Annotated in this window: 13 protein-coding genes; 8 read left to right on the top strand and 5 right to left on the bottom strand. The window is 68.7% G+C overall.

What is annotated here, in order from left to right; genetic code table 11:
- The first annotated feature begins 133 nt into the window (after positions 1–133).
- From crtI to FHX42_RS09240, 5 genes are read left to right on the top strand one after another with little or no spacing between them, the layout of a single operon-like run.
- The gene (crtI, locus tag FHX42_RS09260; protein WP_182543829.1) at positions 134–1,666 is read left to right on the top strand and encodes a phytoene desaturase family protein; all 1,533 of its coding nucleotides are present in this window, start codon (positions 134–136) and stop codon (positions 1,664–1,666) included.
- Positions 1,663–2,652, top strand: coding sequence for a phytoene/squalene synthase family protein (locus FHX42_RS09255; RefSeq protein WP_182543828.1), 990 nt, complete (start codon positions 1,663–1,665; stop codon positions 2,650–2,652). The genes crtI and FHX42_RS09255 overlap by 4 nt, the downstream gene beginning before the upstream one ends.
- A complete protein-coding gene (gene idi / locus FHX42_RS09250) occupies positions 2,649–3,194 on the top strand; it encodes an isopentenyl-diphosphate Delta-isomerase (RefSeq protein WP_182543827.1) in 546 nt (181 codons plus the stop codon). Before FHX42_RS09255 ends, idi begins: the two co-directional genes overlap by 4 nt.
- Before the next feature lie 11 nt (positions 3,195–3,205).
- Complete coding sequence (locus FHX42_RS09245) at positions 3,206–3,958, top strand: class I SAM-dependent methyltransferase (RefSeq protein WP_182544225.1); 753 nt, start codon at positions 3,206–3,208, stop codon at positions 3,956–3,958.
- Complete coding sequence (locus FHX42_RS09240; RefSeq protein ID WP_182543826.1) at positions 3,955–5,511, top strand: FAD-dependent oxidoreductase; 1,557 nt, start codon at positions 3,955–3,957, stop codon at positions 5,509–5,511. The genes FHX42_RS09245 and FHX42_RS09240 overlap by 4 nt, the downstream gene beginning before the upstream one ends.
- Before the next feature lie 66 nt (positions 5,512–5,577).
- Here the strand turns inward: FHX42_RS09240 and FHX42_RS09235 are convergent, their stop codons facing one another.
- The gene (locus tag FHX42_RS09235; protein WP_328796006.1) at positions 5,578–6,603 is read right to left on the bottom strand and encodes a DUF5914 domain-containing protein; all 1,026 of its coding nucleotides are present in this window, start codon (positions 6,601–6,603) and stop codon (positions 5,578–5,580) included.
- Positions 6,604–6,699: 96 nt separating this feature from the next.
- The gene (locus FHX42_RS09230; RefSeq protein WP_182543825.1) at positions 6,700–7,011 is read right to left on the bottom strand and encodes a hypothetical protein; all 312 of its coding nucleotides are present in this window, start codon (positions 7,009–7,011) and stop codon (positions 6,700–6,702) included.
- Positions 7,012–7,245: 234 nt separating this feature from the next.
- Here FHX42_RS09230 and FHX42_RS09225 point away from each other — a divergent pair, with 234 nt between their 5' ends.
- Positions 7,246–8,082: an SDR family NAD(P)-dependent oxidoreductase gene (locus tag FHX42_RS09225; RefSeq protein ID WP_328796005.1), complete on the top strand. Its 837-nt coding sequence runs from the start codon at positions 7,246–7,248 to the stop codon at positions 8,080–8,082.
- 122 nt (positions 8,083–8,204) lie between these two features.
- On the opposite strand, the gene FHX42_RS09220 is transcribed toward FHX42_RS09225, so the two are convergent.
- Positions 8,205–8,783 (bottom strand): RNA-guided endonuclease InsQ/TnpB family protein, encoded by a 579-nt coding sequence (locus FHX42_RS09220; RefSeq protein WP_182543823.1) that lies wholly within the window; start codon positions 8,781–8,783, stop codon positions 8,205–8,207.
- A 437-nt stretch (positions 8,784–9,220) separates the two neighbouring features.
- On the opposite strand from FHX42_RS09220, the gene FHX42_RS09215 reads away from it, so the two are divergent.
- Positions 9,221–9,664, top strand: a complete 444-nt coding sequence (locus FHX42_RS09215; RefSeq protein WP_182543822.1) for a universal stress protein — start codon at positions 9,221–9,223, stop codon at positions 9,662–9,664.
- Positions 9,665–9,736: 72 nt separating this feature from the next.
- On the opposite strand, the gene FHX42_RS09210 is transcribed toward FHX42_RS09215, so the two are convergent.
- Together FHX42_RS09210 and qcrB are read right to left on the bottom strand one after the other, a co-directional pair.
- Positions 9,737–10,165 (bottom strand): SPW repeat protein, encoded by a 429-nt coding sequence (locus FHX42_RS09210; protein ID WP_182543821.1) that lies wholly within the window; start codon positions 10,163–10,165, stop codon positions 9,737–9,739.
- Between the two features lie 199 nt (positions 10,166–10,364).
- A complete protein-coding gene (qcrB, locus tag FHX42_RS09205; protein WP_182543820.1) occupies positions 10,365–12,032 on the bottom strand; it encodes a cytochrome bc1 complex cytochrome b subunit in 1,668 nt (555 codons plus the stop codon).
- A 178-nt stretch (positions 12,033–12,210) separates the two neighbouring features.
- Here qcrB and FHX42_RS09200 point away from each other — a divergent pair, with 178 nt between their 5' ends.
- The gene (locus tag FHX42_RS09200) at positions 12,211–12,870 is read left to right on the top strand and encodes an O-methyltransferase (RefSeq protein WP_182543819.1); all 660 of its coding nucleotides are present in this window, start codon (positions 12,211–12,213) and stop codon (positions 12,868–12,870) included.
- Positions 12,871–12,896 lie beyond the last annotated feature (26 nt).

Raw genomic sequence — 12,896 nt, 5'->3', positions numbered from 1 at the left:
ACAATTTTGTCACTCGACGCGGTGAGCACCGCGAGTTGAGCGGATACCGCGGAGTTTCTAGACTTGCGTACATCCAACGGCGTTCGTCTCAACGCCGGCCGCAGTCCCGTTCACGCCCCGCGAAGGAGAGCACATGCGCACCGTCGCAGGGCGTACCGATCGTGTCGTCGTGGTCGGAGCGGGGCTGTCCGGCCTGACCGCCGCGCTGCACCTGCTGGGCAGCGGTCGCGAGGTCGTGATCGTGGAGCGCGACTCGCACCCCGGTGGGCGTGCGGGCCGCCTCGACATCGACGGGTACCGCATGGACACCGGCCCGACCGTTCTGACGATGCCCGACCTGCTCGACGAGGCCCTGGCAGCGGTCGGCGAGTCCGTCGCCGAGCGGCTCGACCTGATCCCGCTCGACCCCGCCTACCGGGCGCGGTTCGCCGACGGCACGACCCTGGACGTGCACACCGACCCCGAGCGGATGGAACAGCACATCCGCGAATTCGCCGGTGCCGGACAGGCGGCGGGGTACCGGCAGCTGCGGAACTGGCTACGTCAGCTCCATCGCACGCAGTTCGACACGTTCATCGACGCCAACTTCGACTCCCCCCTGGACCTGGCCGGGCCGGACCTGGCGAGGCTGTGCCTGCTCGGCGGCTTCGGTCGGCTGGACGGTGCGATCGGGCGCTTCCTGTCCGACGAACGGCTCAAGCGGGTGTTCTCCTTCCAGTCGCTGTACGCGGGAATGGCCCCGCAACGCGCTCTCGCCGCCTACGCCGTCATTTCCTACATGGACACCGTCGGCGGTGTCTTCTTCCCCCGTGGAGGAATGCGCACCGTCCCCGACGCGCTCGCTGCCGCCGCCGTCCGCGCGGGTGCGTCGATCCACTACGACACCGAGGTCACCGAACTCGAACGCGGCGACTCACGGATCACCGCGGTCCGCACGTCCGGGCAGGAGCGCATCCCCTGCGACGCCGTGGTCCTGACCCCGGACCTGCCGGTGTCCTACCGGTTGTTGGGGCAGCCCCCCCGACGACCCACACCGCTGCGCGCGTCCCCCTCCGCGGTCCTGTTGCACGCGGGCACGGACCGGGACCAGCCCGAGCTGAGCCACCACACGCTGTCGTTCGGAGCGGCGTGGGAGTCCACCTTCGACGACATCATCAGCCGCGGTCGTCTGATGAGCGATCCGTCCGTGCTGATCACCAATCCCACGCGGACCGATCCCACTCTGGCCCCGCCCGGCAAGCACCTGCATCACGTGCTGGTTCCGTGCCCGAACCTGGATCGGGCGCGTCCCGACTGGCCCCGGATGGGAGGGGCCTACACCGCGGAGGTCGTCGCCACGCTCCAGGAGCGACTCATGCCCGGATTCGGCTCCTCGATCGAGGTCAGCCGGATCGTCACCCCGGACGACTGGGCCGCGGAGGGGTTGCTGGCGGGCAGTCCGTTCAGCACCGCCCACACCTTCGCCCAGACGGGACCGTTCCGGCCGCGCAATCTGGTGCGCGGCGTGGACAACGCCGTGCTGGCCGGTTGTGGGACGACTCCCGGCGTCGGTGTCCCCACCGTGCTGATCTCGGGCAAACTCGCCGCCCAGCGGATCACCGGAACGCCGTCGGCACCACGCCGTTCCGTGGTCGACACCGGCCTCGCCCGAGCAGAGAGCCGATGAGCGGGCGCGAACTCGACGCCGCCGGGGTCCGCGATCCCGAGCTGCGCGCGGCCTACGACCACTGCCGACGGCTCAACGCCGAGCACGGACGTACGTACTTCCTGGCCACCCGGCTACTGACTCCCGCACAACGACCGGCCGTGCACGCGCTGTACGGGTTCGCGCGCTGGGTGGACGACATCGTCGACGATCTCGACCCCTCCCGCTCGTCGAGGACGAGGGCCGCCGAGCTCGACGAGCTCGACGCGAGCCTGCGGCACGGACTGAGCACCGGACACAGTCGGCACCCGGTCCTCGCGGCGCTGGTGGACACCGTGCGACGCCACGGGATCGACCACTCGCTGTTCACAGCCTTCATGAATTCGATGCGCGATGACCTGGTCGTCACCGGCTACCCCACCCGGGACGCGCTGAACGCCTACGTCCACGGCTCGGCCGACGTGATCGGGATGCAGGTGCTGCCGGTCCTGGGCACCGTGCCGCCTCGGCAGGAGGCCGTCCCGTACGCCGCGGCCCTGGGCAACGCGTTCCAACTGACCAACTTCCTGCGCGACGTCGGCGAGGACCTGCAGCGCGGACGGGTCTACCTGCCCGCCGACGAGCTCGCCGCTTTCGGCGTGGACCACCAGCGGCTGCACTGGTGTTACCGCAGGGGGCACCCGGATCTGGGGGTGCGGCGTGCCCTGGCCGACCAGGTGGCACGCACCCGAGCCGTGTATCGCAGCGCGGCACCGGGAATCGCCATGCTGGACCCGGTCTCGCGTCCGTGCGTGGCCACCGCGTTCACGCTCTACAGCGACATACTCGACCGCGTGGTCGAGTCCGATTACGACGTGTTCCGACGCCGAGTCGCCGTGACGCGGACACGGCGACTCGGTGTGGCCGCGCACACGGCCGTCACCGCTACGACGGCCCGAACCCGCGCCCGGCTCACCGGTCGCGTCCCTGCCTGTTACCCCCAACGCTCACCACAGGTGCTTCGATGAACCCCACTCCCGCCACGGAACTCGTGGTCCTGCTCGACGACAACGGCCAGTACCTCGGCAGCGCCTCCAAGCACGAGGTGCACCGCACCGACACCCCGCTGCACCTGGCCTTCTCCTGCTACGTCTTCGACGCCGAGGGACGTCTGCTGGTGACTCGCCGAGCCCTGCAGAAGCGCACCTGGCCGGGTGTGTGGACCAACTCGTGCTGCGGGCATCCCGCTCCCGGCGAGGACGGGCTCGCCGCGGTGCACCGCAGGGTCTGGCAGGAGCTGGGGGTCACCCTGGAGAATCCGCAAATGCGCCTGCCGGACTTTCGCTACCGGGCCACCGACGTCACCGGGACGGTGGAGAACGAGCTGTGCCCGGTGTACACGGCCGTGACCCGGGACCGGCCCCGGGTGGCCCCCGATGAGATCGCGGACTGGGCCTGGAGCGAGTGGGACGAGTTCGTGCGCATCGCCGAACGCGCACCGTGGTTGATCAGTCCGTGGGCCGCCCAGCAGGTTCCCCTGCTTGCCACCGACATCGGCGGGGCGCGGTGAGACGCACCACCGTGGAAACGTCCCGACGCAGAACCGCGGCTTCCGCCAAGGCGCGGGAGAAGCACCGGGTCCTGGACGAGTTCGACGCGGCCGCCGGAGCCTACGACCTCCTCGTCGGAGCCAATCCCGGCTATCACCGGCACCTGGCCCTGTCGGCGCGTCGGCTGAGCGTGCCCGGCCGGGGGCGGGGTCTGCGACTGCTGGACGCCGGTTGCGGGACGGGCGCCTCCACCGCGGCGCTGCTGCGAGCCGCGCCCGAAGCGCGCATCGTCGCCGTCGACGGGTCGGCCGAGATGCTGGCGCGGGCCCGGCGCAAGAAATGGCCCGGCACGGTGGAGTTCGTGCACGCGCCGCTGGAGCGTTTGTCCGAGGTGGGGATCGTCGGTCCGTTCGACGGGGTGCTGGCCGCCTACCTGGTGCGCAACCTCCCCGACATCGACACCGGCCTGCGCACGCTGCACTCGCTGCTGCGTCCCGGCGCTCGACTAGCCGTGCACGAGTACTCCGTGCGGGACCGGTGGTGGGCGCGCTCGGTGTGGAGCGCAGTATGCTGGGGCGTGATCATCCCGGCCGGGCTGCTGACCACCGGAAGCACGGGGCTGTACCGGTACCTGTGGCGCAGCGTACTGGACTTCGACGGCGAGTCGCAGCTGCCTCCGCGACTCCGGCGGGCCGGGTTCGACGACACCGCGGTGCTGCCGGTGCCGGGGTGGCAGCGCGGGATCGTGCACACCTTCCTCGGACGGCGTGGGGAGCAGACGTGACGCGGCGCGACGGTCATCCGGGACGGGACCGCAAGGCGGTGCAGCACCCGCCCGAGCCGGGTCACGAGAGCGTTCCCGGTTCGACGACTCCTCCCCGCGTGGTGGTCGTCGGCGCGGGCATCGCCGGACTGGCCGCGGCGACCTGCCTGGCCGAGCGGGGCGTCGAAGTCCGGCTGCTGGAGCGGGAACCGCACCTCGGCGGCCGTGTGGGCGGCTGGCGCACCGAGCTGGCCGACGGCTCCACCGCGTCCATGAACCGGGGCTTCCACGCGTTCTTCCGGCAGTACTACAACCTGCGTGCGCTGTTGCGCCGGGCCGATCCACACCTCACGGGACTGGTGTCGCTGCCGGACTATCCGCTGGTGCACAGCCGGGGGTATCAGGACACCTTCGCCGGGCTTCCGCGCACACCCCCGTGGAACGCGTTGGCCTTCGTGGCCCGCAGCCCCACTTTCGGCTGGCAGGACGTCACCCGGCTGGGCAAGCGCGCGGCACTGCCACTGGCACAGGTCTCGGTGCCGGAGATCTACGAACAGCTCGACCACCTCGACGCCGCGAGCTTCCTCGACCGGATCCGTTTCCCCGAGGCGGCCAAGCACCTGGCCTTCGAGGTGTTCTCGCGAAGCTTCTTCGCCGATCCGAGCCACCTGTCGGCGGCCGAGCTGGCCACGATGTTCCACATCTACTTCCTGGGCTCCAACGAGGGTCTGCTGTTCGACGTCGCCTCGGACTGCTTCCCGTCAGCGCTGTGGCAACCGTTGCGGCGCTACCTCCAGCGGCTGGGGACGCGGGTGAGCACGGCGACCACGGTGCGGTCGGTGAGGCCGGGTGATCGGCGGCGGTTCTCGGTACGTCTCGACGGCGGTGAGGACGTCGACGCCGACGCCTGCGTCCTGGCCACGGACCCGGGCGGGCTGCGGCGGCTGGTCGCCGGGTCGCCGGAACTGGGCGACGCGCGGTGGCGCTCCCGCGTCGCGGGGCTTCCCAGCGCTCCGGCCTTCCTGGTCTCGCGGTTGTGGCTGGATCGCCCGGTCCGGGCGCAACGGCCCGGATTCATGGGGACCAGTGGTTTCGGTCCGCTGGACAACATCAGCGTGCTGGAACGCTACGAGCACAGTGCCGCGCAGTGGGCGCACGCCCGCGGAGGTTCCGTGGTGGAACTGCACGCCTACGCCTTACCGGGGTCACCGACGGTGGCCGAGTTGCGCCCACGCATGCTGGCCGAACTGCACCGCCTGTACCCGGAGACCGCCGGGGCGACGATCGTCGACGAGCGGCACGAGCTGCGCGCCGACTGCCCGCTGTTCCCTCCGGACGGCTTCGACGATCGCCCCCACATCACCACCCCCGATCCGAACGTGGTCCTGGCCGGCGACCTGGTGCGGATCGACCTACCGGTGGCGCTGATGGAGCGGGCGGCCACGACCGGGATGCAGGCGGCCAACGCACTGCTGTCCAACTGGGGAACACGTGGCCACGCGTTGTGGAGCGTGCCGGACCGCGGACGGTTCCCGGTGCTGCGGCAGCTGTCCGCACCCGCCCCGTCCCGGTAACCGCGCGTTCCGGTGGGCGCGGCCGGGTCGGTCGAACCGACCCGTCGGACGAGACGGCGCCTCGTCTCAACCCGGCCAGCGTCCGGTGCTGCGTAGTTGATAACGACGCTCGGCGTAGGCGAGATCGTCACGCCAGAGTCGTAACGCGACCCGGCGCATCACGGGCCGCAGCACCGGGGTTATTCCGCGAGCGGCGCGGAACCCGGGGCGCGTGGAGTGGGCCACCGTGGCCTCGACGACCGCTGTCCGGGGACGACCGAGGGCATCGGTGCCCAGCGGAGTCGCATGGGTTTCCACGACGCTGCCCGCCCCCTCACCATCCACGACGTGCATGACCACGGTGCGCGGCTCCGGGCAGGTGAAACTCGCCCGTACCGGAACGCCGATGCGGCGGGACAGTCGGAAGGTCACGTCCACGTCGAAGCGGTCGCTGTCGACGTCGTCGGGGGCGTCGACTTCCGGAGCTCGCACGACGCTGAGGTCGGCGAAGGAGTACGGGTGGAACCAGGAACCGTGCCAGGGATCCAGCCGGTTGGCCACGACGTCCTCCGGTTCGCAGCTTCCCACCGTGGTGGCGACCGCGTCGATACCGGCCGCCCGGGGCGGTCTGACGGGCACCACGGGCTCGGGCAGAGCTTGTTCGGCACCGGCTTCGTCCAGTCGTACCCAGGAGAGAACACCGTCGTCGTAGGTGGGAAAGGGGGCCCACCACGGGCCACCCCGCTCCCCCAGCTTCAGGCCGTGCCAGCGGCACACGAGCTCGCCACAGTGCACACGCGCCTGGCTCAGCGGAGCGCCGAGGTGGGGACAGGCCCCCGGCCCCGCGTGCAGCCGTCCGTCCTCGCCGCGCCACGCGACCACTTCGGTGCCCGCCACAGTGCGGCCGAACGGCTCCCGCCCCGTGATCTCCCGGCTCGCTGCCAGGACGAACCAGTTCCCCGAGGGACGGGAAAGCGCGCGTTTGAGCGCGGCCGCGATCACGGGCGGCTTCGCCGACCGCCACGTTTCCTCCTGCTCGGCCCATCGCGGTGCGCGCGACCGCCGTACCGGAACGTCCGGCCTCCAGGAGCGCTTCGCCCACGACCCGGCCACGGCTGCTCCTTCAACGGAATCGGCTCCCGACCGTGAAGCCTATCGTCGGCTGATCGGTCGTGCTACTCGCGTGGCGAGGGGCCGAGGACCGGGGATTCACGACTCGGCCAACAAGGCCTCCGCGGCATGACGTGCACAGTTGCCGAGATCCTCCGCGGCGGCGGCGGCCTGGTCCAGGGAGATCTGGACGGAGCCCTGCTCCGGGACACCGGGACGCTCGTACTCGCCGGCCAGCTCGTCCAGCAGGACGGCGAGTCGCCGCCCGAGTTCGGCCGCCGACAGCAGGGCCCGCTGTCGCTCCTGCACGCCCTCCGTTCCGGAGCCGCTGAGTTCCTCCAGCAGGGCGGTCACCTGTCCCAGCTTCCCCAACTCCTCCACGACGCGGTGCGGTTCCGATGTTGCCGTCATGATCTCTACCTTCTTCGTGCCCCCCGCACGGGTCGTCAAGACGACCCGCTGACTACCGTAAGATACCCAGTGATTACGGAGATCACACTTTCGATATTCTCTTAGTGTGACGGAATGACCTTCCGGGTATGCCTTTTGGGGACATACTGTGACTCCCGAGTGGCGCCAAAGCGCTACCGTCACTCCAATGGAGGCCATACGTACTGCCCACCCCTGCCCCCGAGGAGGCTGACTGTGCGTCCGCTCAGCGAACAAACCGTCCTCGTCACCGGCGCCACGGACGGACTCGGGCGGGCACTCGCCGAACGCGTGGCCGCCCAGGGTGCCCGGGTGGCGGTGCACGGCCGCGACCCCGAACGAACCGAGCGCACCCGCGGTGAGATCACCGAGACGACCGGAAACGATCGCGTCGAGGTCGTGTTGGCCGACCTCTCCGAGCCGCGCAATGTCTGTGAGATGGCCCAGCACGTCCGCGAACGATTCCGCCGCGTCGACGTGCTGGTCAACAACGCCGGGGTCGGCTTCGGCGCCGACGAGACGGAGCGGCAGGAGACCGCCGACGGCATCGAGCTGCGCTTCGCGGTGAACTACCTCGCCGGTTACGTGCTCACCCGCGAGCTGGTTCCGCTACTGGCGGCCTCCGCACCGGCACGGGTGGTCAACGTCGCCTCGGCGGGTCAGCAGCCGATCGACTTCGACAACCCGATGCTGACCTCGGGCTACAGCGGTACCCGCGCCTACGCGCAGAGCAAGCTCGCCCAGATCATGCTCACCTTCGACCTGGCCGAACAGCTCCGCGGCGAAGGAGTCACCGTCAACGCGCTGCATCCGGCCACGTACATGAACACGACGATGGTGCGGCAGGCCGACATCCGCCCGGCGAGCACGGTCGACGAAGGACTCGAAGCGACCTACCGGTTGGTGGCCGAGACCTCGCTGGAGGAAGTCACGGGCCGTTACTTCCACGGCCTCGAAGAGGCCCGCGCCTTGGCCCAGGCCTACGACCCGCAGGAGCGCACCCGGTTGCGCGAACTCTCCGACAAGCTCGTCGAGCACGCACTGGCCGACTGAACGAACCGAGGAGGTCACCACGAACCGAGGGGCCACCGAATCGGGGGAACTCCCCGTCGCGGGATGCCGATCGTCCCACTCGGCAGGCACAGTGGCGGAGAGGCGACAAGGGGGCAGCTTGACTATTCCTCGTCCTGGAGGCCGGGGTTTTCCTTCGGTCTCGCGGTCGAGGGTTCCTGCTTCCTTGCCGACTGCCCCGTCCGGGAGGTCTCCCGTTGAGGTCTGACACCGGCTCCACAGGCCGACGCCACCAGCCCGGCGACCTTGATGTTCTTCGCGGCGTTGACGTCGCGGACGTGCGTGGTGTTGCACCCGGCGCACGCCCACGTGCGCACGTGCAGCGGCTTCTTCGCGGTGAGCCGGCCACACGCCGGGCACGTCTTGCTGGACGGGAACCCCCGGTCGATCACGATGACCTCACGGCCACACCACGCGGCCTCGTACTCCAGCATCGTGCGGAACTGCGACCACGACGCATCACCGAGCGCACAAGCGAGACTGTGGTTGGCCAGCATGCCGCGCACCTGAAGATCCTCGATCACGACCGTTTGGTTCTCACGGACGAGTCCAGTGCTCACCTGGTGCAAATGGTCCCGGCGCCGGTCGGTGATCCGCGCGTGCACCCGGGCCACCTCCCGACGAGCCCTGGCCCGATTGTTCGAGCCGGGCTGCTTGCGGGACAGCTCCCGCTGAGCCTTCACCAGCTTCTTGCGGTCCCGCTTCTCGTGCTTCGGGTCGGTAACCTCCCCCCCCCCCCCCCCCGGTCGACAGCGTCACCAACGACTCCAACCCGGCATCCACCCCACCAGCCCGATCAGTCGGCGCGTAATGCTCGGTACTGGTCTCAACCACGATCGAGACGACCCCCCGGCCGGCCGCATCACGGGACACCGTCCCCACCGACGGCTCCACACCCTCCGACAGCGGGCGCGACCACACCATGTTCAGCGGCTCGCGCAACTTCGCCCACCTCAACCGACCATCCCGACCCATGAAGGCGGACTCGATGTACTCCGCCAACTGACGCGACTTCTTACCGATCTTGTTCGTAGAGCCGACCAGCGAGTGGTCACCACCACACACTCGAGGCCGGCTCCTCCCCGACCCGAACGCCGGAATTCCCCCGATTGGAGACCCGATGAGTGAGACGAACAAGATCGTGGTGGGTATCGACGGCTCACCGTCCTCGATGGCGGCGCTGGACTGGGCGCTCGGTCAGGCGGAACTGACCGGCGCGAGCGTGGAAGCGATCACCGCTTGGGAATACCCCGCCTTCTACAGCTGGGAGGGTGGGGCCGTACCACCTCGTGAATTCGAGGGCGCCGCCAGCGTCACCGTCGAAACCACCGTGGAAAGCGCCCTGGAAAAACGCACCACGTCGACTCCGGTACAGACCCGGGTCGTTCAGGGGCATTCGGCTCAGATCCTGCTCGAGGCCGCCGAGCAGGCCGGACTGCTGGTCGTGGGCAGCCGAGGCCACGGAGGATTCGTCGGTGCGCTCCTCGGATCGGTCAGCCACAAATGCGCCCACCACTCACCGTGCCCGGTGGTGATCGTGCACGCGAACCCCACAGAACGGTGAGAGGTGAGCGGGGTCGTGCGTGCTTCCGCGCGGAAACGGAGCACGCACGACCTCACGTACTTCCGGGCGCACTCAGCGGCCCTTTCGCATCAACCCCAGCGAGCCGATACCCAGACCGCACAACACCGTCACGCCACCGGTGATGACGTTGCTGAGCACGATCCCCGCGGTCAGCGGTCCGTCGAGCACGAAGAACGGAGTGATGACCAACCAGGCACCGATCACCGGCACGACCCACGAGAGGTTGTGGGTCCTGCTGTAGGCGGAGGCGAAACCCAACGCCAACAGCGTCAGCGCCAACCCCGTCACGAGATTGCTCATGGCCAGTTGGAAAGAGGTCGCGCTGAAGCCGATCACCCAGGGCGAGATGGCCGCGTAAAGACCGGCCACCATGGTCATGCCCTCCAGCATCTGCGCCTGAGTGGTTTCGCCGGCCGCCTCGTAGCGTGCCCGCAGCTCCATCAGGTCGGGATGCTGTTCCATGGACGTCGATTGCGTCATTACATCTCACCTCCTGCTGGCCGGTTACCGAGGAGCGCGGAGGCGTTGAACCGCGTCACGCACCGGCCGTCCGAGCGTTTGTGAGAGCTTTTCGAAAAGCTTCCGGCGACGACCAGCACCGACGGCCGACACCGAACACCCTCCGAATACCAGCAGAATACGCCGTCTCCCCTGCGCAAGCATCTCCCGCGAGCGCTCGTCACAGCTCGGGGTCCCGAGGGTGCCCGCTCGGCAGTTCGTCCTCCTCTTCGGACTCACGACGCTGCCGCTGCTCGTCCTCCTCGCGTGCCCGTTCCAACCGCTCGCTCTCCTCGGGAGGGTCCGGTCGCAGCAGGCTGCCGGCTCGGGGCCTGCCGGCGGCCCCGATCTCGTTCATCTTCTTCGGTACGGGCGCACCCTGGTACGTCAGCTCTTCGGGGTGCCCGTGCTCGTCGACCGGACCCAGCGGCTGGTGTACTTCGATGAACTGACCGTGCGGCATCCTACGGATCACGCCGGTTTCCAGACCGTGCTCGAGAACCGCGCGGTCGGAGCGTTGCAGACCGATGCAGATCCGGTAGGCGAAGTAGTAGGCCAGCGGAGGAGCGATCAACAGCCCGATCCGACCGATCCAGGTGGTGGCCTCCAGCGCGATGTCGAACTTGAAGGCGATGATGTCGTTGGCCCCCATGAGCAGCAGGATCATGAAGAACGTGAGCGCCATCGCGCCGAGGCTGGTGCGCACCGGAACGTCGCGGGGGCGCTGCAGCAGGTTGTGGTGGGCGTCGTCACCGCTGAGCTTGCGCTCGATCATCGGATACGACGCCGCCACCGCGAAGATCACGCCCATGAGGAACGCGGTCGGCCAGAACACAGCGGGAACGGTGAAACTGCCGAACAGGTAGATCTCCCACGGAGGCCACACCCGACTGGACCCTTCGGTCCAGAGGATGTACCAGTCCGGCTGCGAGGCCGCCGAGACCATGGAGGGGACGTAGGGCCCCAGATTCCAGATCGGGTTGATCTGAAAGATCCCGCCCATGATCGCCAGGACGCCGGTGACCACGGCGAACAGCCCTCCGGCCTTGATCGCGAACACGGGCACGATGCGCACGCCGATCACGTTTCTCTCGGTGGCGCGGACACCGGGGAACTGAGTGTGCTTCTGGTACCAGACCAGGGCCAGGTGGACCGCGATCAACGCCGCGATGATGCCCGGCAGGAGGAAGATGTGGATCAGGTAGAAGCGTGGGATGATCTCGTCACCGGCGAATTCACCGCCGAACAGCAGCCAGTGCAGCCAGGTACCGATGACCGGGACCGACATGGTGATTCCCGAAGCGATGCGCACCCCGGTGCCGGAGAGCAGGTCGTCCGGCAGCGAGTACCCGGTGAAGCCCTCGAACATCCCCGTGACGAACAGCAGGATGCCGATCACCCAGTTGGTTTCCCGCGGCCGCCGGAAAGCGCCGGTGAAAAAGATCCGGAGCATGTGAGCCACCAGCGCGGCCAGGAACACCAGCGCGGCCCAGTGATGGATCTGGCGGGCGAACATCCCCCCGCGGACCTCGAAGGAGATGTCCAGGGTGGTCTCGTACGCCCGCGACATCTCCACACCGCGCAGATTCGTGTAGATCCCCTGATAGGTGACCTCGGACATCGAGGGATCGAAGAAGTACGCCAGGTAGGTGCCGGTGATGAGCAGGACGATGAACGAGTACAGGGCGAGTTCGCCGAGCAGGAACGACCAGTGGTTCGGAAAGACCTTGTTGATCTGCCGTCGAAGTCCTCCGGCCAGCTGGAACCGCTGATCCAGTTCGTCGGCCTGCTGCCCGGCGCGGCGGTAGGTCGAGCTCGCCGGTTTCGTCGGCCGTGTCAACCTGCTCATCCAGCGCACGCCTTTCGCTTCGAAGATCCCACGATCACGGGCGGCTGTCGTGACGAAGGTCAGCGTAAACACTCACGAGGAGCGTCGCGACCGGAACACGATCGTGCCGTGGCGAATCGGCTCGAGACCGCCCCGAACACCGCTGCGCCACCGACCGGGAAAGCGTAGTTTTCCGGGAGTGGCGCGCAAGACGGCGCAGCTCGATTCCGAGCTGCACGAGTACCTGGTGGAGCACGGAACGCAGCCCGACGAGGTGCAGCGGGAACTGATCGCCGAGACCGAACGGCAGTTCCCCGACCGAGCACGGATGCGAATCTCCCCCGAGCAGGGTTCGTTGCTGACGCTGTTGACCAAAATCGCCCGGACGCGATTCGCGGTGGAAGTGGGCACTTTCACCGGGTATTCGGCGCTGGCCGTCGCGCGGGGCCTCGACGAACACGGCAGGCTGCTGTGCTGCGACACCAGCACCGAGTACACGGCCATCGCCCACGACCACTGGGAACGCGCCGGAGTCCGGCACCTCATCGACCTACGGCTGGGCTCGGCGATCGAGACGCTGAGCGCCCTCCCGGAGCAGCCGTCGATCGACCTGGCGTTCATCGACGCGGACAAGACGGAATACGTCGACTACTGGGAGGAGATCGTGGTTCGGACGCGTCCCGGTGGGCTGATCCTGGTGGACAACGTCCTCGCGGGCGGGCACGTCGTGGGCCCCGACTACGGTGACGCCGACATCCGCGCGATCCGGGCGTTCAACGAGCACGCGCTGCACGACGAGCGGGTCGAGCTGACCATGCTGCCCGTCGGCGACGGCCTCACCCTGGCGCGTCGCCGGTGACGATCATTACCGGGGGTGGTGAGTGT

The sequence above is a fragment of the Halosaccharopolyspora lacisalsi genome, from assembly GCF_014137975.1.
In the GTDB taxonomy this organism is placed as follows: Bacteria; Actinomycetota; Actinomycetes; order Mycobacteriales; family Pseudonocardiaceae; genus Halosaccharopolyspora; species Halosaccharopolyspora lacisalsi.
Note: the sequence above shows the minus strand (reverse complement) of the source record. Positions and strands in the feature narration are given on the sequence as shown.

Excerpts from the sequence above, each read along its gene's own strand:
- crtI (WP_182543829.1), top strand. The coding sequence starts at position 134 with ATGCGCACCGTCGCAGGGCGTACCGATCGTGTCGTCGTGGTCGGAGCG.
- FHX42_RS09255 (WP_182543828.1), top strand. The coding sequence starts at position 1,663 with ATGAGCGGGCGCGAACTCGACGCCGCCGGGGTCCGCGATCCCGAGCTG.
- idi (WP_182543827.1), top strand. The coding sequence starts at position 2,649 with ATGAACCCCACTCCCGCCACGGAACTCGTGGTCCTGCTCGACGACAAC.
- FHX42_RS09230 (WP_182543825.1), bottom strand. The coding sequence starts at position 7,011 with ATGACGGCAACATCGGAACCGCACCGCGTCGTGGAGGAGTTGGGGAAG.
- FHX42_RS09215 (WP_182543822.1), top strand. The coding sequence starts at position 9,221 with ATGAGTGAGACGAACAAGATCGTGGTGGGTATCGACGGCTCACCGTCC.
- FHX42_RS09210 (WP_182543821.1), bottom strand. The coding sequence starts at position 10,165 with ATGACGCAATCGACGTCCATGGAACAGCATCCCGACCTGATGGAGCTG.
- qcrB (WP_182543820.1), bottom strand. The coding sequence starts at position 12,032 with ATGAGCAGGTTGACACGGCCGACGAAACCGGCGAGCTCGACCTACCGC.